Genomic DNA, 20,463 nt, shown 5'->3' with positions numbered 1-20,463 from the left:
AGTCCCGAGCGAGGGGCCGCCTTTTTCTCGGAGGAGCGAAGCGGGGGAGAGAAAAAGGCGGTGCCTCGCGAGCCGGCGACGAAGTCGCCCAACAAGAAGCAACGCCGCCCCCACGACTCCGGCGCATCCCTCCGTTATGCCGCGACCCCCGCGCGTCACCCCGCCATCCCCGCGACCCCCGCGCGTCACCCCGCCATCCCCACGACCCCCGCGCCTCCCCCCGCGACCCGCCCCTCCCCACAAGCCCGACAACACGCCCCGCCAACAAAAAAAGCCCGACCCGAGAGTTTTCGCTCTCGGGTCGGGATGCCGTCGTGCCCCGGGTGGGGGTGGGGACACGAGCGGCCGGGGATGCGAGATCCCCGAACGGCTACAGACCCTGGGGGGGATTGGGCTGCGCCTGGGCCATTCGGAAAGGGGGGAGTCCCGTTGGTTCCGAATGGACCGTCGTTCTGAAGGCTAGTGAAAACCGTGGCCGAAGAACACCTGTCGACCCAACCGGATTCGACCCGAGACAAGGGTTTAAGGCGCACTTAAGGGATGATCAAGGTCGAGATGCCGGGCGGCACATGAACAGTGACTCACAGTGAGAAGATCCCCCATTCGATCCCCCATCCGAGCACCCCTCCCCAGGCGCGACCCGAGCCCGAACCAACCGCGAAATCCAAACCGACCCCACCCCCGGACCCGAGCCCGGACCCAACCCGGATCCCAACCAACCCCCGAGCCCCAACCGAACAACGAACCAGTCGGCAAACCAACCCACCGACCCCCGAACCAATCCACCCCCCATCCCCCACGCCCATCCCCGCCCACCTCACCCCACCCCCATCCGTCGCCGACCGCGACCCCCCTTCCCCGCCCGCCGGCTCCGTCGGACGACCGCCTCCGTACGCCCGCCGCCCAGTCGCACGCTGATCTCCGCGCCGCCCAGCACCGACCGCCCCAACCCGACCTCCCCGCCCGTGGCCTCCGCGAGGCGTCGGACGATGTCCAGCCCCAGTCCCGTGGAGCCGTCGCCGCCCTGCCCGTGTCCGCGCCGCAGCGCGCTCTCCGGGTCGGCGATTCCCGGGCCGCCGTCGGCCACGAGCAGGATCACCGTGTCCCGGCCGGAGTGCAGGGTGACCGAGAACGGCGCGCCCTCCTCGGTGTGCCGGAACACGTTGCCCAGCATCGCGTCGAGCCCGGCCGCCAGTTCGCCCCGCGGCACCGGCACCCGCACCGGCTGATCCGCGCCCACCAGTTGCCACGGTCGGTCCTCGTCCTCGGCCAGCGCCGACCAGAAGTCCATCCGCTCGCGGACCACTTCGGCCGCATCGCAACCCACCGCCTCGATGCTCGCGCTCGATCGCCGCGCCGTTCGGATCAGTTCGTCGACCTCGCGCTCCAGCTGCGCCACCGCGTTCCGGGTCTGCTCGGCCACCGGGTCCTCGCCCAGCGCCGCCGCGTTCAGCCGCAGCGCGGTGAGCGGCGTGCGCAGTCGATGCGACAGGTCGGCGGCCATCTCCCGCTCGTTGGCCAGCAGTTGCTCCACCCGATCCGCCATCGTGTTGAACGACGTGGCAGCCTCATGGAGTTCGGAGGGGCCCTGCGGCGCGATCCTGGCCGCCAGGTCGCCGGTACCCAGCGCCCGGGCCGCCGAGGCCAGGCCCCGCGCCGAGCGCACCACCTGTGCGCCGAGTCGGTCCGCGACCACCACGGAGCCGCCGACCAGGAGCACCGCCACGCCGGTGAGCACCATCCAGGCGGTATTGACGCCGTGCTCCAGTTCGCCGTCCGGGACGTACACCTCGACCACGGTGATCCGCCCCTGGTCCAACAGCAGCGGTTGCAACAACGCCCATCCGCCGCCCGCCCGGACCCGGAACGAACGGGCCGACCCGCGCGCGGTGGCCACGCTGTGATCGCTCGCCCGCGGGCGCCCCAGTACCGAGCCGTCCGGCAGATGGATCGCGATCCGGCCACTGGAACCGGCCGGCACACTCGCGATCGCCGGCTCCAGCGTCGCCCGGTCGGTGGTGATCACCAGCGCCGGCTGCAACGCGGCGGCCTGCCGCTCGGCGTCGGTGAAGGCACGGTCCGCCGCGATCTCCCGGATCACCAGAACCAGCGGAATCAAAAAGGCCAGCGCGACCATCGTGGTGACCGCCAGCGAGACCCACACCAGCGTGCCCCGCACCCCCTTGGGCGCCCGGGGCGGCTTGCCCGCCCGACCTCCCGAAGCCTGCGCCCGACCGGCCGTACGCGCACGTGCCGACCCGTCCCCGGCGGAGGCGGCCCCCGAGCCCGGGTTCGAGCCCGGGCTCACGCCGGCGGCTCCAGTTTCACCCCGACACCCCGCACGGTATGCAGATACCTCGGCTCCCGCGCCTTCTCGCCGAGCTTGCGCCGCAGCCAGGACAGGTGCACGTCGATGGTCTGATCGTCACCGTACGACTGGCCCCACACCTCGGCGAGGATCTCCCGCCGCGGCACCACCGTCCCGGCCCGCGAGGCAAGGAACGCCAACAGGTCGAATTCGCGCCGGGTCAGCTCCAGCTCCCGGCCGTCCAGGTGTGCCTCCCGGCGCCTGTTGTCGATCGACAGCCCGCCGACGGTGAACACGTCCGGCGTGGTCCGTCCGCGCGCGCGGCGCAGCACCGCCGACATGCGCGCGCCCAGGTGTTCGCCGGAGAACGGCTTCGTCACGTAGTCGTCGGCGCCCGCGTTGAGCAGCCGGACCACTTCCGCCTCGTCGTCCCGGGCCGTCGCGATGATCACCGGCACGTCGGATATGCCGCGCAACATCTTCAATGCCTCGGAACCGTCCAGGTCCGGCAGGCCGAGGTCGAGGATGACCACATCGAAGGGGTATTGGGCGACTTCGCGCAACGCTTCGAGAGCCGTTCCGACGCTGCGAACGGCGTGCGAGGACGACGTGAGGTAGCGAATCAGCGCCGAACGTACGAATTGGTCGTCCTCGACCACGAGCACCTGTGCCATGGTTCGGAACCGTACCCGTACTCTCCGATCCGGCCGGCCCGGGAGGGAAACCCGGGGGCGGAACAGAGGCTGGAGGAGCGGGCTCGTGCGGAGAACCATCACATCGATCTCGGTGTGGCTCGCGGTCACCGCGATGGCCGTCGCGCTGTCCTGGTGGGGCGTGCGCAGCGTGTTGCGCGACACCGTGTTCGAGCCGCCGCGGCCACCGACTCCGATCGCCGGGGAGGAGCCGCCGCCGACGATGACCTCTCCGCCGCCGACGCCGGACGCATCGTCGGCCGGCGAGGCACCCGACCTGATCTCCGCCATCAACCGCACGCTGCCGCCGACGTCGGCATCGGCGACGCCGTCCGCGTCCTCCGCCGCGCCGTCGCCGAAATCCGCGTCGGTGCCGGCCGTACCGCCGGCGCAGCTTCGGGAGGAACCGCCGGCGCCCGCGGTGCAGAGTTTCGAGGTGCGTGGCGGGCGGGCCTCGTTCCGGTATCAGGCCACGAGCGCGACCCTGATCGCCGCGACCCCGAACCCGGGCTGGGCGGTGAAGGTGTGGCCCGGCGACAAGTGGATCCGGGTGGACTTCGTCAACAACCGGCGAACCTCGTCCGTGTTCGTGGTCTGGAACGGACACCAGCCGATCGCGTCGACCTACGAGGGCTGAGGCGCGACGACGCCCGCGGCCGACCACCGCCGATCGCCCGCGCTACCGGTTCTTCCCGGCCCTTGCGAACTCGGTCACCAGCGCCTTGTCGAAGGCCGGCAGATCGCCCGGCTTGCGGCTGGTGACCAGCGTGTTGGTGCCCGCCGTACAGACCACCACCGCCTCGTCGACCCAGGTCGCGCCCGCGTTCTCCAGGTCGGTGCGCAGGCTCGGCCACGAGGTGAGTTGCCGCCCGCGCACGACGTCGGCCTCCACCAGGGTCCACAGCGCGTGGCAGATCGCCGCGACCGGCTTGCCCCGGACGAAGAATTGCCGGATGAACTCCACCGCCTTGGGCTGCGTACGCAGGAAATCCGGGTTGGCCACCCCGCCCGGCAGGACGAGCGCGTCGAAGTCGCCGGGTCCCACCGCGTCGATCCCGGCGTCCACGTGGAATGCGTCGGCCCGATCGAGGTGGTCGAAGCCCCGGGCCTCACCGGCCTTGGTGGAGATCAGTTTCGGCGAGCCGCCGGCCCGTTCCACGGCCTGCCACGGCTCGGTCAGCTCCACCTGCTCGAAGCCCTCGGGGGCGACGAGAAACGCCACGGTCAGACCCTGAAGCTCGGATGCCATGCGGGCACATCCTTCCCTGCGGTACGGCGGCAACGGTTGCCTCGTGTCCGCCTGCCCGACGGGCTCACCGACAAACTCCACGCGATCGGGGCCGGTCCGGCCGTCGAGGCCGACCACCTCCACGGCCGGGCACACCCGCGCCCGGCCGGCCCGTCCGGCGTTCGGGGGCACCGGACGGGCCCGCAGCCCGAGGCGGCTACAGGTCCTCCAGCACCTCGGCCGCCGTCGCCCGCAGGCCCCGGGCGGCCCGGGTCGCGGTGTTGTACGCCTCGTCGCCGCGCCCGTCGCTGAACGCGTTGGCCGCCTGGATCAGGCCCTGGGCGCCCTTGAGCACGTCGACCGCCGCCGCGAGCAGCGCCTCGCCGCGCGCGTCCTGGCCGGCCTCGCCCGCCAGTTGGGCGAGTTGCCGGGTGAGCACGGTCAGTCGCATGTCCACACCCCGGACGCCGGACAGCGGGGCCGGTCGCGGATCGCGGACGGTCGGCACGCCCTGGCGCGGGTTCGGCGCGCCCTCCGGCGTCCCGCACAGCGGACACGTCTCGCCGAGCGCGAGCAGACCGCGCTCCGGGTGTCTGGGGCACGGCGCCGAGCGCGGGCGCGCGTCCGCCGCGTCCCGGGCCCGGCCGCGCCGCCGCCGGTTCTCGCAGAACAGACACTTGTCCCGAGCGTCCTCGTCGACCGGCCCGTACGGGTGCTCGTTGCACAGCGTGGTCGGCGAGGGAGCAGCCAGCCGACCCAGGATTCGGCGCGTGCCGGCCAGTTGCTCGGCGATCGCGTCGTACGCCTCGGGCGGGCTGGTGTTGCTCAGGAGATCGACCATCTCCATCAGGTTCTTGGTCGAGAGGACGAGTGCCTTCGTATCAGGTGCCACGCTTATGGACTGTAAATGATCCGCGGACCGTGGATGATCGGCGGACACCGGACGACGGACCCCGGATGACGGCCGGTGGGCTCGGATGATCGGCTGGGACACTCGACGACGACCGGCGGACTCCGGACGGCCGACCGACTTCGCACCACCGGCAGACACGGGACGACCGACCGACTCGTGCACGACCGGCAGGCGCTAGACGACCGGCGGCCGCCGCACGATCAGGACTTCGAGGGTCCGCGGCCCGTGTACCCCCTCGACCCGGTCCAGTTCGATGTCGCTGGTCGCGGACGGGCCGGAGATCCAGGTCAGCGGCCTGCCCGGGACCAGCCGCTCCAGGGCCTGCGGCACGGATGCGACCACGTGCTCGGCCCGGACCACGCACAGGTGCCAGTCCGGTACCAGGGTCAACGCTCGGCGTCCCTGCCCCGGTCCCGCGTCGAGCACGATCGTGCCGGTCTCGGCGATCCCGACGGCGGCGCCGGTGAGTACCCCGTCGGCGGCGTCCAATTCGGCGATCGTGAGGTGCGGGGCGGCCGGCTTCGGCCTGTTATTAGTAGGATCATCGGACAAATCATCGATCGGTCCGTACACCCAGCCGTCCGGTACACACGTCGCGGCCGCGAGCCCCGCGGTCCACGCCGGCGGCAGCCCCGCCGGGGTCACCACGCGACGCGCCCCGCGCCGTACGACCGCCTCGGCGATCGCGTCCGCGAGTTCGCTCTCGGCGACCTCGTGCACCACCGCCCGGTAGTCGCGCAGATGCTCGGCGAACAGTTCGAGCACACCCTCGACCACATGCGCCCGCGCGTAGTCGCGCGGGACCGGGAACACCTCGTCCCGCGGCACGTCCGTCAGGGCCCGCCGCACCCGGTTCAGGATCACCTCGCGCGAACTCATCGCCCCTCCCCCTCGCTCTCCCGCGCCTCGACGACCGCAGCCGCAGGCGCCGAACCCGTCGGGCGTACGCCCGCCTGCGCCGTATCCGCCGGCCCGCTCCGCTCCCGCACCCACCAGTCCCGGAACGACTCCGCCGGCACCGCCGGGATCGACCGGCTGTCCGTCCAGGCCGCGCCCGGGCCGGGCGCCCGCTTGGGGATCAGCTTGCGCGAGCGCGCGGCGAGCCGCTGTACCCGGCGCAGTCGCCCGGGATCGTCGAGCACCCACTCGGCCGCCCGCATCGCCGCTTTCTCCGCGCGATGACCGCCGCCCTCGACCACCTGCTCGCGCAGATGCACCAGCACCTCGGGGATGTCGATCGCGACCGGACACACCTCGTAGCACGCGCCGCACAGCGAGGACGCGTACGGCAGCGACGCGGTCTGCGCGTCCACCTTCCCGGTCGCGACGCCGCCGAGCTGCGGCACCAGGATCGCGCCGATCGGGCCCGGATACACCGACCCGTACGCGTGTCCGCCGGTGCGCTCGTACACCGGGCACACGTTCAAGCAGGCCGAGCAGCGGATGCAGCGCAGCGCCTGTCGGCCGGTTCGATCCGCCAGCACGTCGGTCCGGCCGTTGTCGAGCAGCACCAGGTGGAAGTCCTGCGGGCCGTCGCCGGGCGTGACCCCCGTCCACATCGAGGTATAGGGGTTCATCCGCTCGCCGGTCGAACTCCTGGGCAGCAGTTGCAGGAACACCTCCAGGTCGGCCCAGGTCGGCACCACCTTCTCGATCCCGACCACCGAGATCAGCGTCTCGGGCAGGGTCAGGCACATCCGCCCGTTGCCCTCCGACTCGACCACCACGAGCGTGCCGGTCTCGGCCACGACGAAGTTGGCACCGGAGACCGCGACCTTCGCGGACAGGAAACGTTCGCGCAGGTGTCGGCGCGCGGCCTCGGCGAGCGCGGCCGGCTCGTCGGTCAGGCCGGCCGGTGCCGGCACCCCCCATTCGCCCATCTCGCGGACGAATATCTCCCGGATCTCGGCCCGATTGCGGTGGATCGCCGGCACCAGGATGTGCGATGGCAGATCCTCGCCCAGTTGCACGATCAACTCGGCCAGGTCGGTCTCGTAGGCTCGGATGCCCTCGGCGGCGAGCGCCTCGTTGAGCCCGATCTCCTGGGTGACCATCGACTTGACCTTGACCACCTCGGTCTCGCCGGTGGCCCGGACCAGGTCGGCGACGATCCGGTTCGCCTCGGCCGCGTCCGCGGCCCAGTGCACGGTGCCGCCGGCGGAGGTGACCGCGGCCTCGACCGCGAGCAGGTGTTCGTCGAGGCGGCGCAGCGTGCGGTCCTTGATCGCCGCGCCGGCCGCGCGCAGTTCGGCCCAGTCGGCGAGTTCGTCCACCACCACGGCCCGCTTGTCTCGGATGGTATGGGTGGCCTTGCGCAGGTTGTGCCGCAGTTGGGCATCGCCGACCGCGTCCCGGGCGGCCCGCGGGAACGGGGGCATGCCGACGAAGGTGGCGCCCGTCGGCGGGACGGCCTTGCTCATGCCGGCTCCTTCTCGGTGGAGGCGAGGATTTCCGCGAGGTGCAGGACGCGCATCCCGGTGCGCTGGCGGTCCATCAGGCCGCCGATGTGCATCAGGCACGAGTTGTCCGCCGCGCACAGCACCTCGGCTCCGGTGCCCGCCGCGTGTCGGACCTTGTCGGCGCCCATCGCGGTGGACACGTCCGGGTTCTTGACCGCGAAGGTGCCGCCGAAGCCGCAGCACTCCTGTTCGCCGGGCAGGCCGAGCAGTTCCAGGCCGCGTACCTCGCGCAGCAGCGCGGTCGGCCGGTCGCCGAGCTTCATCAGGCGCTGCGAATGGCATGTGGGGTGATAGGCGACCTTGTGCGGGAAGTAGGCACCGACGTCGGTGACGCCGAGCACGTCGACGATGAACTCGGTGAGGTCGTACACCTTGGGAACCACCGCCGCGACGTCGGCCGCGAGGGTGGGGTCCTGGGCCCGGGCGGCGGCGCGCGGGTGGTTGTCGCGGATCATCGCGCCGCACGACCCGGACGGGGTGACCACCGCGTCGTAGCCCGCGAAGGTGTCCGCGAACCGGCGGACCATCGGCTCGATCCGCGGGCCGTAGCCGGTGTTCCAGTGCATCTGTCCGCAGCAGGTCTGGGCGAGCGGGAAGTCGACCTCGCAGCCCAGTCGCTCCAGGAGCCGGACGACGGCCCGACCCGTGCGGGGGTACAGGGTGTCGTTCACGCAGGTGATGAACAGCCCGACGCGCATGCGGGCGGCCTCCTCGCGATGGATGGGTGTCGTTGGCGCTTTTTGTGCTGATGATCGGGTGGCGATCGGGTGACGATCCCGTGGCGATCGCGTGGTCTGACCACAGCGTGGTTTGCTCACGGTAGAGGCATGTCATGCTGTGCCACAAGACGCGGGCGCCGGCCCGCTCCCGAACCGCTCCCGAGGAGCCCCTGTGAACGACGGCCCGGACTGGCGCCCGGTCAAGCGCGTGCGCGCGTTCGAGGAAGTCGTCGCGCAGATCGAGGAGCAGATCTCGACCGGCCGACTGCGGGCGGGCGACAAGCTCCCGGGCGAGCGCGCACTGGCCGCCGCACTCGGGGTCAGCCGCCCGTCGGTGCGCGAGGCGATGCGGGTGCTGGAGGCGATGGGCGTGCTGGTCGCCAACACCGGCAGCGGCCCCGAGGCGGGCGCGATCCTGGCCGGATCGGCGGGCCCGGCGCTGACCGGTGTGCTGGGACTGCACCTGGGCCTGGCCAACTTCGCCGTGGACGACGTGGTGGAGACCCGGCTGTTGATCGAGTCCTGGGCAGTCGAGGCCGCCGCACGGCACGCGAGCGAGGCCGACCTCGACCGGCTGCGCGCGATCGTGGCCGCGATGGATGCGCCGGATGTGTCGGCGGAGCAATTCAACGAGCAGGACACCGAGTTCCACACCGCGATCGCGGAGTTGTCCGGCAACGCGCTGGTCGCCACGTTCATGCGCGCGCTGCGCGACACGGTACGCCGCCACCAGCAGCGCGCGGTGGTCGAACTGGGCTCGAACACCGAGGCGTTGCGCGCGGACCATCGGGCGATCCTGGCCGCGATCGAGGCCCGCGACCCGCACGCGGCGGCCGAGGCGGTAGCCGCCCACCTGCGCCGCGCCTATCCGCGGGTGGGTCGGGGGCGCTGACGCGCCGGGGGTGATTGGGATGGGACCGCGTCGGGGGCGCTGACGCGCCCGGGGGTGGGCCGGCCAGCTGATGGGTCGTCATGTGCTTTGCGGGGAAGGGCGATTCGTGTGGGTGACCGGGATGCTCGGCGGAATTTCCGGCGGGCTTTACGCCAGTCGGGGGTAAACCTTGAAACGCTCTGGTAACTCACCGCGTTCGCCCGGCATACTGCGCGGCAACGTACAGCGCAGGAGGTCGCGAGGATGCTCGGGCACGACCGGATCGACGCGGAAACGTACCATCGGGACATCGTCCCGGGATTGCTCATCGGGGAGCCCGGCAAACGGGCCGAGGCGGGGCTGCCCGGGCTTGATCCGCTCGGCATGCGGATCGGCGAGGGGGCGTGGACGTATCGTGCGCACGACTCCCGGTTGCGGATCGTGGAGGGGATCGACGCGGACGCCACATGCGTGGTGCGGTTGTCCCCCGACGCCTGGACCGACCTGGTCACCCTGCTGCGCACCGCGGCGGCGCTCGCCATCGCGGGTGAGGTGCACGTCGAACGTGGCACAGTGCACGACCTGTTCCGGTGGGAGCCGGTGCTGCGCGCGCTCTATCAGAATATCGAGATCTATCTCCCGCACGGCAGGGAGGTCTTCGATCGGCAGGGTCGATCGGTGGACCCGGCTGCCGAACTGACGCTCGATCACTCGGATCGTGAACTCGCCGATCACTTCGAGGCAACCGGGGTGATGCGGGTGCGCGGGGTGTTCTCCGCCGCCGAGATCGCCGTCTTCGAGGCCGAGGTGGATCGGCTCGCCGCCGAGGCCCGGCCGGATGACGATCGGTCCTGGTGGGCGGAGCGCGAAAGCGGCGAGCAGGTGTTGTGCAGGATCGTGTACGCGAGCGAGCGCTCGGCGCCGATCGGCGCACTGGCCCACGATCCGCGCCTGGTTCGGTTGGCCACGCTGGTGCACGAGGGCCTCGCGGCGTCGACCGACCGGATGGAGGGGATCTCGGTCCTGCTCAAGCCACCCGGTCGGCTCAAGGGCCTGGCGAACATCCCGTGGCACACCGACTGCGGGCTCGGTGGCCATCACATCATGTGCCCGTCGGTGGCCATCGGCATCCAACTGACCGGCTCCTCCGCCGAGAACGGCTACCTGGAGGCGATCCCGGGCTCACAGGGCCGCACCTGCCCGCAGCCGAGTGCCGCCGAGTTGGCCGAACTGCCGCACCTGACGGTGCCCACCGACCCGGGCGATGTGACGGTGCACATGACGGACGTGCTGCACGCCTCCCCCGCGCCCGCGGGTGAGGGTGGGCGACGCACGATGTACGTCACCTTCCATCCGCCGACCCTGTTCGAGCACGTCGGTCCGGGCGAGGCGGTCAACGACCTGATCCGCAGTCGTACCGCGGGCGAATTGGAGGCCGGGCTGGGGCGTTGAGCCCGGTGGTCGGCTGCGGCCGGATCCGCGGCGGCCTGCGCTCAGCGGCGCGGTGCGGCGGGGACGGCCGCGGCTTCCACGCTGAGGATGCGGTCCAAATGGGTGATCCGCAGCACGCGCGCGGGCTGCGGGCCGACGCCGCAGACCACGATGTCGCCGTCGCGGTCGCGCAATCGGCGGTAGCCGTACACCAGGCTGCCCAGGCCGGACGAGTCGATGAACGACACGCCCGAGAGGTCGATCCGCAGGCTGCGTGCGCCCTCGTCGACGAGGCGGTCCACCGCCTGCCGGAACACCGGCGCGGCCGTCATGTCCATGTCACCCCGCACGGACACCGTGCCGCCGAGGTCGGGTTCCAGCGTGATGTGCACGACGCACGGCCTGGCCGAGACCGATGTGTGATCGACGTCGTCCGGTGGGAGATCGTCAAGGCTCATGTGGAGCACTCCACCTGATCAAGTGTCGGTTCGGTCGCGTGGTGCGCGACCGCTCGGTACGGTACGCACGTCTCGGGAGGAATCTGCTCATCCCGCCCGGAAACGACACGACCTCATCGGCACCCTACTCGTCGCATCGACCCCTCGTGGACCGTCTTCCCCTATAGGTGTGATTCCGGCGGAACCCGCACCCGGGCGATGTTTCCGGTCGTACCGTGAAGGTTGCGCGAGCGCCGGCGCGAGCCGGCTCGAAACGCACGGACGCAAGGGATTCCGTAGCCATGACCGGACAACACCCCTCCGGCGACGAGCGGGGCAGCAACACCCAGGAGCCGGCCGCCGAGCGGCGGACCAACGGCTTCAAACCGCCGCGCGTCCCGGACGAGCCCGCGCCACCCATGTGGTCGCCGGGCGAGGTACTCGAACACAGCGACACCGGCGTGGTCGTCTTCACGCCCGAGGGCACCGTGTGCTACCTCAACGCGGCGGCGGAGCGGCTGCTGCCGGATTGCGCCGTGGGCACGGCCCATCCGATACCGCCCGCGACCGGCACCTCCTGGCAGGGCGAGCTCTTCGACCGGCGCGTGCGCGGTCGGCGGGCGGTCCTGGGCAACGGCCACTACGCCTGGTACATCCAGGACACCACCGCCGAAAGGCGGCGCGAGGACGCGCTGTTGGCCGAGCGCAGGCGCAAGGTCTTCCTCGCCGAGGCGGGTCGCATGTTGTCCGCGACCACCCACCCGCGCCGGCTCACCGATCTGGTGACCACGCTGCCGGCACGCGAACTGGCCGACTGGGTGGCGCTGTCCGTGCCGAGCATGGAGGACGGCCGGCTGCGCACCACGTACGCGCCCGCCACCGGCACCCCGATCGCCCGGGTGACCAGTGGGCTGGGCTCCGCGTGGACCGCGCCGGCCGGGGTCGGCCGAGTGTTGCGCACCCGACGGCAGGAGTTGCACCCGTTGATGGACCAGGCGTTGCTCGCCCGACTGGTACCGGACGAGGCGGTCGCGGATCTGGTCGCCGTGGACGCCCGTTGTGCGCTGGTGGTTCCGGTGCCCACCGACGACGACGCGCCCTCCGTACTGACGTTCGTGCGCTCGGCGACCTCGGACCCGTTCACCGAGGAGGAGATCTCGCTCGCCGTCGACTACGCCGAGCGGGTGGGTATCGCGCTGCGCACCTCGCGGTTGTATGTCGAACAGGACCGGCGCACCATGCTGTTGGCCCAGGCGCTGGTGCCCGGCCCGCTGCCGGAGGTGCCCGGCGCGCGGATCGCCGCCCGCTATCGGCCCGTCGCGCTGACCGACGGCCTCGGCGGCGACTTCTACGCCGTGCACCCGACCCCGGTCGACGGCACCTGGGCGTTCTCGATCGGCGACGTATGCGGACGCGGCACGCCGGTGGGCATGTTCAGCTCACGCTCGCTGCTGATCCTGCGCACAGCGGCGAGTGCCGGCTGCGCGCCCGCGCACCGCATGGCGCTCCTGGACGCGGAAATGACCCTCGGCGACCCCTCCCTCGTACTCACCGCGATCACCGGCGACTGCTCGGTGCACCCGGACGGTTCGGCGCGGATCCGGTTGACCTGCGCCGGGCATCCGCCGCCGCTGTGGATGGATCCGGCGGGTCGGGTGCAGGCGATGGAGTTCACCGACCCGCTCGTCGCGGGCATCCCGGGCACCGTGTTCGGCGAGCGGGAGTTGGCGCTGGCGCCGGGCTCGACGCTGCTCCTGTACAGCGACGGGGTCACCGAGGCGCGCGACGCGGACGGCGAGGCATACGGCGTGCAGGCGCTGCGGCACGACCTGGCGTCCTGCGCGGGCATGCCGGTGGACGCGCTCGTGGAACGCCTGGAACAGCGGCTGATGGTGCGTCTGGGGGACGCCCCGGTCGTGGACGACGTGGTCCTGCTGGCCATTCACATCCCCTACCGGGACGACGACGAGACGCTGCCGACCCTGGTGGAGCTCGACTGCCCGGTTCCCGACGAACACCCGGACGGCGCATGACGCACGTGGTCTCCGACGAGCTCGACCTGTTCCTCGCGCACATCGGACGGACGGACGAGGTCGGGGCACTGACCCTGGTCCGAAACCTGCTCGGCAAGGGGGTGCCCGGCGACGAGGTGTTGACCGACCTGGTGATCCCGGCGCTGCGCGCGGTGGGCGAGCGATGGGCGACCGGCGAGTGGACCGTGGCGCGCGAACACGGCGCCTCGCACGTCACCGGCCGGGTGGTACACCTGATCGCGGACGCGACGCCGCGGCCGAGTTCCGCGTCCCGGATCGTGGTCTGCTGCGCGCAGGGTGACTGGCACGGGCTGGCGTCCACGATCCTGGCCGCCCTGTTGCGGGTGCGCGGCATCGAGGCGATGGTCCTGCCGCCCGGCACCGGCGCGGGCGAACTGGCCCGCATGTTGCCCGATTCGGAGGCGGATTCGGTCGCGATCGGCTGTATGGTCTCCACCGCGCTGCCGGGCGCGCGGGCGATGGTCGAGGTGGCCCGGCGGGTCGGCGTACCGGTCCTGGTCGGCGGCCCGGGCTTCGGTCCGGACGGCCGGTGGGCGGGCATGGTGGGCGCGAACGGCTGGGCGCGGGATGCCCGTCAGGCCGCCGACATGCTGGCCGGCCCGGACTGGCCCACGATCACCACCCCGGCCCCTCGGCTGCGCCATCTTCCGGACGCCACCCACGACGGCGTCGCGCTGCTGCGCACCCCGCTGGTCGCGGCGGGCATGGCGGCCATGGTCCCGATCGAGGACGAGCGCTCGGAGACCACACTGCGGGATGGCCTGGTGACCGCCGTCGACACGCTCGCGGTCTCGCTCTTTCTCGACGACCACGTCCTGTTCGTCGACTTCACCCGGTGGTTCGCCGACGTCCTGACCCACCGCCACGTCCCGAGGCAGGCCCTCGCCGCGGCCTACCGCGCCTTCGCCGCCCGCCTGGCGCACGTCCCGGGGGCGGGCGCCACGCTGCGGATGGCGGGGGCGGTGCTGTAGCGGACCCGTTTCGGGGACTCGGCCGGTGTCCCGCGGTGGGTCAGCCCGCGGCGCTCAGGTCCTCGTCCGTCGCGACGTCGTCGCACAGGGCTTCGTCCAGGTCCGGGTGCACGTCGAAGAGGCGGCGCAGGCCGAGGGCGGTGAAGACGCGGTTGACGTGGTGGTCGTTGTTGCTGGGCATGACCAGCCGCAGGGTGCCGCCGGTGGAGCGGAGCAGGCGACGGGCGGCGACCAGGGTGCCGATGCCGGTGGAGTCGAGGAATTCCACCTTGGTGAGTTCGAGGACGATCCGGTGGTCGCCGTCGGCGACCGCGCGTCTGACGTGTTCGCGCAGCTCCGGGACGACCGCGTAGTCGACCTCCCCGAGCACGTGCAGCACGGTCCAGCCCTGGAGATCGTCCTTGATCACCTGAAGAGTCACGCGCCGGCAGTCCCCTCGCCCATGGTGTCCTGAGCCGCGACGCAGGATGCCCGCAACGATCGGCGACCCGTCCCCCATCGGATGCGCCGACGGATCCGGGGAGGCCCTGGAAACGTGGCTCGGGAGCCGGGTGGTCGGCCCGGCCTGTGACCTACCGTAGTGGGCCCGGGGAGCCGGGGCAGTGACGATCCGGTCACGTACGGGTCTCGGTTGCAGCGTACACGGATTGCCGAAAGTCGCTCCCGGCGCAGCCTCTTTCGCTTTGCCGACCCGCTCGGTGACACAAAGTCACGTCGGATGACCCGGTGGAACCCGTTCGGTCCGACCCGGAAGCGCTGCTCAGCGGGTCGGCCAGGGCACGTCCGCGACCACCGTGCACGAACCCGGCGCGATCTCGGTGAAACCCGCGTCGCGCACGACGGGCCGGCCGCTCGTGGTCAACGCGGGCCACGCGGCCGGCTCGGCGACCCGCACGGCGAGATCGAAGTCACGCTCCGCCCATTCCTTGCGCCCGGCCGGGCCCATGCCCAGCCACGCCAGGTGACTACCGTGTCCCACCTGCGCCATGGCCTTGCCGGCGGTCATCTCCAGCGTCGGGTTCAGCCACAACACGGGCGTCCCGGGCGCGGCCGCGGGCGGTGCGGCGGGTTCGTCCAGATCGGTGCCGGAGACCTGCAACTTGGCCAGGTCCTTGGGCCATCCGTCCAGCGGAATCGGCGGGTACACCCGAACCTCCGCCGTGCGGTGGGCAACCGTGATGCCCGGCAACGTGTTCGCCCGCCGCCACTCGCCACCGCGGGCGCGCCGGACCACCTTGCGGATGCGGTGGCCCTGCCACGCCTCGACGACGTCGTGCCATTCACCGTCGGGTTCGGTGGACCTCGGGTCGGCCAGCAGGACCAGGACCGCGCGTGCCGCGGCCTCCAGGGCGTCGGTTCGGGCCGGCGGGTCGTCCTTCTCGATGTGCGCCACGAGGGGGAGGACGTATTCGATGGTGCTCACGGGTCGATCATGCCTTGCTCGTGGCCACGCGGCCCCGTTGGGAGCCCCGGGTCTCGCGACACGGTTGCCGTTGGGCATTGGTTGGTTTGGGGGATTGTGCCCACCCGCCCACCGGTCGCTTCAGGTGTGGGGGCTGAGGTTCTACGGGCCTCGGGGTGGGCCCATCGGCGCCCCGAGGCCCTCGGTGAACTCAGGCTTCCATTGCCCTTGTGGTCAGAAAGCGGGCGATGGTGCCGATGGCTTCCTGGGATTCGGGCATCGTCGGGTCGATCGCGGGCCAGGCGTGCGGGACGTCGGGGACCAGGTGCGCCTGGACCGAGACGCCCGCCGTGGCGGCCCGGGCGGCGAACGCGGTGCTGTCGCCGAGCAGAGCCTCGTGGCAGGAGGCCAAGAGCAGTACCGGCGGCAGGCCGGACAGGTCGGCGAACAGCGGCGACGCCAACGGGTCGCCCGGGTCGTGCAGTTGCAGGTAGAGCTCGGCGGCCTCGCGCAGCGCCTTCTTCGAGATCAGTTGGTCGGTGGCCGCGTTCGAGTCGTACGTGGGCTTGGTCACGGTCAGGTCCAGCCACGGCGACAGCAGCACCAGGCCGGACGGCAGTGGCACGCGGGCGCCGCGGGCCGCGATGGTCAGCGCCGCCGCCAGCCCGCCGCCGGCCGAGTCGCCGCCCACGAACGGAGCCGGATGCGCGTCGCCGTTCGCGTCCACGATCGTGTCGTACACATTCGCCACGTCGTGCAACGCGGCCGGATACGGCGCCTCCGGCGCGAGGCGGTATTCGGCCAGTACCACCCGGGCCCGCGCGGCCAGCGCGAGCCGCGAACCGATGCCCAACCAGCCCGTGGCATCGCCCATCCGGTAGCCGCCGCCGTGGAAGTAGAGCAGGGTCAGCGCCGGGTCCGGCACCTCCAGGAACGTGCACGGCACGCCGCCCACCAACTCCTGACGCACCGTCACCCCGGGTTCGGGTTCCTGGCGATACGCCGCGGTGCCGCGGCGCCGCGCGTCCAGTTCGTCCGACGCGGCCCGCCCCTCGCGTACCGGCGGCAGATTCCATCCATCCAGGCTCATCCGTACCCCTCCCGAAAACCCGAGTGCCCATGCGCCCGATGCCCACCTGACGGCTGCCCCGGTATGCGATCTCCCACGCCCGGCAAAGGATCGACCGACTCGGGTCCGTACCCGACGCTGCCGTGCGGCCGACAGCCTCCGGGAAACCCGAGTACGGATCAAGTGATTGGCCGGGTTGTGACATGGGGCCGGCGCAATTGGCCGCCGGTTGCACCGTTCGGTTCGTACCATGTGGCGCGCGGGGTCCTTCGAACCGCTCCCGGACCGGCGCCGGGGAATCGGTTGTCGCGAAGACGACAGCAGGAGGGGGGTCCGTCACATGGTGGTCCGGGTGCGTGTTCTCGGCCATGTCTGCGTAGACGGCCCCACGGGCCGCGCCGCGGAGGATCTCCTGGGCGGCCCGCAGGCCCAACTCGTGTTCGCCGCGCTGGCGCTGGGACGCCGGCATCCGGTGCCGCGGGAGGAGTTGGCCGCCCTGCTGTGGCCCGAGCAGGCGCCCAAGTCGTGGGAGGGCGCGCTGCGCGGCGTACTCAGTCGGGTGCGCGGCTTCCTGAGCCAGGCCGGATATGACGCCTCTTCGGTGCTGCGGCACCGGGCCGGCTGTTACGTGTTGTCCCTGCCCGAGGGCACCGAGGTCGACGTGGAGGCGGCCGAGAGCGCGCTGATCGAGGCCGAGGCGCTCGCCGTGCACGGTGCCTTCGCCCAGGCCCGATCCCGGGCGCACGACGCACACGAGATCCTGGCCCTGCCGTTTCTGCCCGGCCAGGACGGCGACTGGGTCAACGAGCGGCGCACCCGCTGGCGCTCGGCCCGACTGCGCGCGCTCGCGGTGTCGGTGACCACCGAGCTGCACCTGGGCCGGGCGGACGCGGCGGTGACCCGCGCGGGCCAACTCGTCGATTTGGATCCGTTCCGTGAGAGCAGCCATCGCCTGCTGATGACCGCGCACGCGGCCGGCGGCGACCGGGCGGCGGCACTGCGTGCGTACGAACGATGTCGGCGCCTGCTGGCCACCGAGTTGGGCGTGGGACCGTCTCCGGAGACCGAATCGGCATTCCTGCGCCTGCTCGGCGACGCCACGCCGCAACCGCTGCCGGTACCCGCGCCCGCCGCGCGCTTCGCCTCGCCCACACCCGGCGGGGACGCCCCACCCGCCCCGGCACCCACCCGCTCGGCGCACGACGTGTTCCCGCACGGCGCGCCGGGGCCGATCGTGGGCCGCTCGGCCGAATTGCGCCTGCTGGAGGAATCCACCGGGGCCGAGGTCGGCTCGCGCGTGGTGCTGGTCAGCGGCGACGCCGGGATCGGCAAATCCTTCCTGTTGAGCGAGTACGCCACCCGCGCCGGCCGCAACGCTCTGGTGCTGACCGGCCGCAGTGACGAGGGCGTGGCGGCGCCGTTCCAACCGTTCGTGACCATGCTGCGCGCGCACCTCGCCGACGTCGCGGCCGACGAGTTGCGCGAGCGGGTCGGCGACCTCGGCGGCGAGTTGCACCGGCTGCTGCCCGAACTGCCCTTGGAACCGGCCGGCCTGACCCAGCCTCAGGGTCCGCCCGACTCGAACACCGAGCGCTACCGGCTGTTCGAGGCGGTCGCCGGGGTGTTCCGGCACGCGGCCGGCAAGGGTGACCTGGTCCTGCTGCTCGACGACGTGCACTGGTCCTCGACCTCGACCATGCTGATGTTGCGCCATGTGGCCCGGGCGCTGGTCGGCACCCGCGCGGTGCTGGTGCTCGCCTACCGCGACACCGGGCTCGGCTCGGTCCACCCGATGACCAGGTTGATCGCCGACCTCTATCGCGACCTGCATCCACTGCACGTGCCGCTGGGCGGCCTGGACGTGGCGGCCCTGGTCGAACTCGCGCACGTGCTGGCCGGCCCGCTGCCCCCGCGCGCGGAAGGCGTCCGAGCCCACGTCCTGCGCGAACTCAGCGACGGCAACCCGTTGTTGGCCACCGAACTGCTGCGTCAGTGGGCGGATGTCAGCGACTGGTCGGCGCTGGGCAAGAGCGTGCCCGCGGACGTCCCACGCCGGGTGCGCAACGTGCTCCGCCAGCGGCTTCTGGGCCTGCCGCAGTCCACCCTGGAGGCGCTCACCGTGGCCGCGGTGGTGGGCCCGGCATTCGACATCGACCTGGTCGCGGCGGTGCACCCGGGCGGGTTCGACACGGTCGTGGACGCCCTGGACGACGCCGAGCGTGCCCACGTGGTGCGGGCCGAGGAGACCGATCGCCCGGGCCGCTTCACCTTCGTACACGCCCTGGTCCGCTCCACGCTCTACCAGGAACTGCCCACCGCACGCCGGCTGCAGCTGCACCGCAAGGTGGGCCTGGCCCTGGAGGCGCGCGGCGACCGGGACGCGCATCTGCCCGAATTGGCGCACCACTTCCGACTGGCCTGCCGATTCGGCGAGGCCCGCCGGGCCCTGGACTACGCCTGGCGCGCGGGCGACGAGGCACGTGACGGCGGCGCCTTCGAGGTCGCCGCCGAACACTACCGGCAGGCCCTGGAGGTACTGCCGATGGTGACCGATCCGGCCCCGGAGACCCGGTGCGACCTGCTGCTCTCGCGTGGCGCCGCATTGGACCGGTGCGGCGACCGGCGCTGCCGGGAGGTGCTGCGCCGGGCCGCCGAGGAGGCCCGGGCGCTGTCCGACCCGCGCCGGCTGGGCCGGGTCGCGCTCGCCATGGTGCGCCTGGGGCAGGTCTACCAGGTGGGCGTGGACCTGGAGTTGGTCGCGCTGTTGCGCGAGGCGCTGGCGGCGCTGCCGATGGCGTCCGGCCTGCCCGCGGACATCGCGCTGCGCTCGCTGCTGCTGGCCGCGCTCGCGGTGGCGCTCACCTTCGGGCACGACCGCGAGGCGCGGCTGACCATGCTCTACGAAGCACTCGACGCGGCCCGCGAATCGGGCTCGCACGATGCGCTGGCGCAGGGCCTGGAGGCACATCACCTGGCTGCCTCCGGCCCGGATCTGGTCAACGAACGGCTGCGGATGAGCAGCGAGTTGACCGTGCTCTCCGGGCTGACCGGTGATCAGGAGTCGCTGTTTCGCAGTCACTTGAACCAGGCCTACGACCTGGTGGTGCGCGGCGCGATCCCGGCCGCCGAGCGCGAGTACGCGCAGGCGCAGCGGGTGGCCCGGCGGCTGCGGCATCCGTGGTTCACCTGGGAGGTGCTGATCTACCGCTGCGGCCTGGAACTGCTGCGCGGGCGCAGCACGCGCGCGGCCGACGTATTGGCCGACGCGCTGCGGCTGTCCCGGCGATCGGGGCTGCCGCGCGAGGCGGTGCGCTCGTTCAACCTCTCGCAAATTCTGGCGGTGCGTTGGGAGCAGGGGCGGTTGGGCATGATGGCGCGCCGCGCCGGGGTGGCCGCCGACTGGTCGCGGGACGTGTCCTGGTGGCGGGTCCAGGCGTGTTGGGCGGCATCCGCGTCGACGGATCCGAAGTCGGCGCGCGGGGAGTTCCACGCGTTGTGCGTGCCGGGCTTCGCGGCGATCCCGGTGGACCTGCTGTGGACCGGTTCGCTGATGCGGTTGGGCGAGGTCGCGATCGAACTGGGCGATGTGGAACGCGGTCTGCTCGTGAGCGAGGCGCTGACCCCGTACGCTGAGCACCTGGACTGGACCGGCTCCTCGCTCGGCCCGGTGCGCCGGGTGCTCGGCGGATTGGCCGCGCTCGTCGGCGACGGGGCCTCGGCCCGCGCGCAGTTCGAGGCCGCGTACGCCCGGTGCGTCGAGTTGGGGTTGCCCGGACACGCCGAGCGCACGCTCGGGGACGCTGTGCGTCTGCTCGGGGAGCCGCTGGACACGGGCGTCTCCTCACTCCGCTGACTGGCTGTCACCTTGTGCTTTCGCGCTGCTCTGACGCTGTTCTGACGCTGTTTGCC

At 72.1% G+C, this 20,463-nt stretch carries 17 protein-coding genes; 6 read left to right on the top strand and 11 right to left on the bottom strand.

Going from position 1 to position 20,463, the window contains the following annotated elements:
* Positions 1-817: 817 nt before the first annotated feature.
* Positions 818-2,179, bottom strand: a complete 1,362-nt coding sequence (locus A3IC_RS0145745; protein WP_020556771.1) for a sensor histidine kinase — start codon at positions 2,177-2,179, stop codon at positions 818-820.
* Between the two features lie 125 nt (positions 2,180-2,304).
* Complete coding sequence (locus tag A3IC_RS0145740) at positions 2,305-2,982, bottom strand: response regulator transcription factor (protein ID WP_020556770.1); 678 nt, start codon at positions 2,980-2,982, stop codon at positions 2,305-2,307.
* 85 nt (positions 2,983-3,067) lie between these two features.
* Between A3IC_RS0145740 and A3IC_RS69430 the strand changes: the two genes are divergently transcribed.
* Entirely contained in the window at positions 3,068-3,637 is a 570-nt protein-coding gene (locus A3IC_RS69430) for a hypothetical protein (RefSeq protein ID WP_158696363.1), read from the top strand.
* Between the two features lie 42 nt (positions 3,638-3,679).
* Here A3IC_RS69430 and A3IC_RS0145730 read toward each other — a convergent pair whose 3' ends face one another.
* The 5 genes from A3IC_RS0145730 to A3IC_RS0145710 all read right to left on the bottom strand — a co-directional run bounded on the left by A3IC_RS0145730 (position 3,680) and on the right by A3IC_RS0145710 (position 8,298).
* Complete coding sequence (locus A3IC_RS0145730) at positions 3,680-4,228, bottom strand: type 1 glutamine amidotransferase domain-containing protein (protein WP_281174589.1); 549 nt, start codon at positions 4,226-4,228, stop codon at positions 3,680-3,682.
* 217 nt (positions 4,229-4,445) lie between these two features.
* Positions 4,446-5,120: a hypothetical protein gene (locus A3IC_RS63550; RefSeq protein WP_158696362.1), complete on the bottom strand. Its 675-nt coding sequence runs from the start codon at positions 5,118-5,120 to the stop codon at positions 4,446-4,448.
* 195 nt (positions 5,121-5,315) lie between these two features.
* Entirely contained in the window at positions 5,316-6,020 is a 705-nt protein-coding gene (locus tag A3IC_RS0145720; RefSeq protein ID WP_020556766.1) for a LutC/YkgG family protein, read from the bottom strand.
* The gene (locus A3IC_RS0145715; RefSeq protein WP_020556765.1) at positions 6,017-7,561 is read right to left on the bottom strand and encodes a lactate utilization protein B; all 1,545 of its coding nucleotides are present in this window, start codon (positions 7,559-7,561) and stop codon (positions 6,017-6,019) included. Before A3IC_RS0145715 ends, A3IC_RS0145720 begins: the two co-directional genes overlap by 4 nt.
* The gene (locus tag A3IC_RS0145710) at positions 7,558-8,298 is read right to left on the bottom strand and encodes a (Fe-S)-binding protein (RefSeq protein ID WP_020556764.1); all 741 of its coding nucleotides are present in this window, start codon (positions 8,296-8,298) and stop codon (positions 7,558-7,560) included. The genes A3IC_RS0145715 and A3IC_RS0145710 overlap by 4 nt, the downstream gene beginning before the upstream one ends.
* A 193-nt stretch (positions 8,299-8,491) precedes the next feature.
* On the opposite strand from A3IC_RS0145710, the gene A3IC_RS0145705 reads away from it, so the two are divergent.
* Both A3IC_RS0145705 and A3IC_RS0145700 read left to right on the top strand, forming a co-directional pair.
* Positions 8,492-9,211 (top strand): FadR/GntR family transcriptional regulator, encoded by a 720-nt coding sequence (locus tag A3IC_RS0145705; RefSeq protein ID WP_020556763.1) that lies wholly within the window; start codon positions 8,492-8,494, stop codon positions 9,209-9,211.
* Positions 9,212-9,454: 243 nt separating this feature from the next.
* The gene (locus A3IC_RS0145700; RefSeq protein ID WP_020556762.1) at positions 9,455-10,642 is read left to right on the top strand and encodes a phytanoyl-CoA dioxygenase family protein; all 1,188 of its coding nucleotides are present in this window, start codon (positions 9,455-9,457) and stop codon (positions 10,640-10,642) included.
* Positions 10,643-10,683: 41 nt separating this feature from the next.
* Here the strand turns inward: A3IC_RS0145700 and A3IC_RS0145695 are convergent, their stop codons facing one another.
* Positions 10,684-11,079: an STAS domain-containing protein gene (locus A3IC_RS0145695; RefSeq protein ID WP_020556761.1), complete on the bottom strand. Its 396-nt coding sequence runs from the start codon at positions 11,077-11,079 to the stop codon at positions 10,684-10,686.
* A 281-nt stretch (positions 11,080-11,360) separates the two neighbouring features.
* Between A3IC_RS0145695 and A3IC_RS0145690 the strand changes: the two genes are divergently transcribed.
* Together A3IC_RS0145690 and A3IC_RS63545 are read left to right on the top strand one after the other, a co-directional pair.
* Positions 11,361-13,091 carry a PP2C family protein-serine/threonine phosphatase gene (locus tag A3IC_RS0145690; RefSeq protein ID WP_020556760.1) on the top strand — a complete coding sequence of 577 codons (1,731 nt, stop codon included), beginning with the start codon at positions 11,361-11,363 and terminating at the stop codon, positions 13,089-13,091.
* On the top strand, positions 13,088-14,083 hold the full coding sequence (locus tag A3IC_RS63545; RefSeq protein ID WP_020556759.1) for a cobalamin B12-binding domain-containing protein: 996 nt from the start codon (positions 13,088-13,090) through the stop codon (positions 14,081-14,083). Before A3IC_RS0145690 ends, A3IC_RS63545 begins: the two co-directional genes overlap by 4 nt.
* Positions 14,084-14,123: 40 nt before the next feature.
* Here the strand turns inward: A3IC_RS63545 and A3IC_RS0145680 are convergent, their stop codons facing one another.
* From A3IC_RS0145680 to A3IC_RS60385, 3 genes are all read right to left on the bottom strand, one after another.
* Complete coding sequence (locus A3IC_RS0145680) at positions 14,124-14,504, bottom strand: STAS domain-containing protein (protein ID WP_026219498.1); 381 nt, start codon at positions 14,502-14,504, stop codon at positions 14,124-14,126.
* 339 nt (positions 14,505-14,843) lie between these two features.
* The gene (locus A3IC_RS60390; protein ID WP_079027116.1) at positions 14,844-15,584 is read right to left on the bottom strand and encodes an aminoacyl-tRNA hydrolase; all 741 of its coding nucleotides are present in this window, start codon (positions 15,582-15,584) and stop codon (positions 14,844-14,846) included.
* Between the two features lie 112 nt (positions 15,585-15,696).
* Entirely contained in the window at positions 15,697-16,575 is an 879-nt protein-coding gene (locus A3IC_RS60385; protein WP_020556756.1) for an alpha/beta hydrolase, read from the bottom strand.
* A gap of 331 nt (positions 16,576-16,906) precedes the next feature.
* Here A3IC_RS60385 and A3IC_RS0145665 point away from each other — a divergent pair, with 331 nt between their 5' ends.
* Positions 16,907-20,407 (top strand): ATP-binding protein, encoded by a 3,501-nt coding sequence (locus A3IC_RS0145665; RefSeq protein ID WP_158696361.1) that lies wholly within the window; start codon positions 16,907-16,909, stop codon positions 20,405-20,407.
* Positions 20,408-20,463 lie beyond the last annotated feature (56 nt).

Source organism: Embleya scabrispora DSM 41855, from assembly GCF_000372745.1.
GTDB lineage: Bacteria > Actinomycetota > Actinomycetes > Streptomycetales > Streptomycetaceae > Embleya > Embleya scabrispora.
The sequence above is the reverse complement of the archived record's forward strand: the minus strand, read 5'-3'. Positions and strand labels throughout refer to the sequence as shown.

Coding starts and splice junctions, on each gene's coding strand:
- A3IC_RS63545 (WP_020556759.1), top strand. CDS start 13,088: ATGACGCACGTGGTCTCCGACGAGCTCGACCTGTTCCTCGCGCACATC.
- A3IC_RS0145700 (WP_020556762.1), top strand. CDS start 9,455: ATGCTCGGGCACGACCGGATCGACGCGGAAACGTACCATCGGGACATC.
- A3IC_RS60385 (WP_020556756.1), bottom strand. CDS start 16,575: ATGAGCCTGGATGGATGGAATCTGCCGCCGGTACGCGAGGGGCGGGCC.
- A3IC_RS0145740 (WP_020556770.1), bottom strand. CDS start 2,982: ATGGCACAGGTGCTCGTGGTCGAGGACGACCAATTCGTACGTTCGGCG.
- A3IC_RS0145690 (WP_020556760.1), top strand. CDS start 11,361: ATGACCGGACAACACCCCTCCGGCGACGAGCGGGGCAGCAACACCCAG.
- A3IC_RS0145695 (WP_020556761.1), bottom strand. CDS start 11,079: ATGAGCCTTGACGATCTCCCACCGGACGACGTCGATCACACATCGGTC.
- A3IC_RS0145720 (WP_020556766.1), bottom strand. CDS start 6,020: ATGAGTTCGCGCGAGGTGATCCTGAACCGGGTGCGGCGGGCCCTGACG.
- A3IC_RS0145715 (WP_020556765.1), bottom strand. CDS start 7,561: ATGAGCAAGGCCGTCCCGCCGACGGGCGCCACCTTCGTCGGCATGCCC.
- A3IC_RS0145710 (WP_020556764.1), bottom strand. CDS start 8,298: ATGCGCGTCGGGCTGTTCATCACCTGCGTGAACGACACCCTGTACCCC.
- A3IC_RS60390 (WP_079027116.1), bottom strand. CDS start 15,584: ATGCCCAACGGCAACCGTGTCGCGAGACCCGGGGCTCCCAACGGGGCC.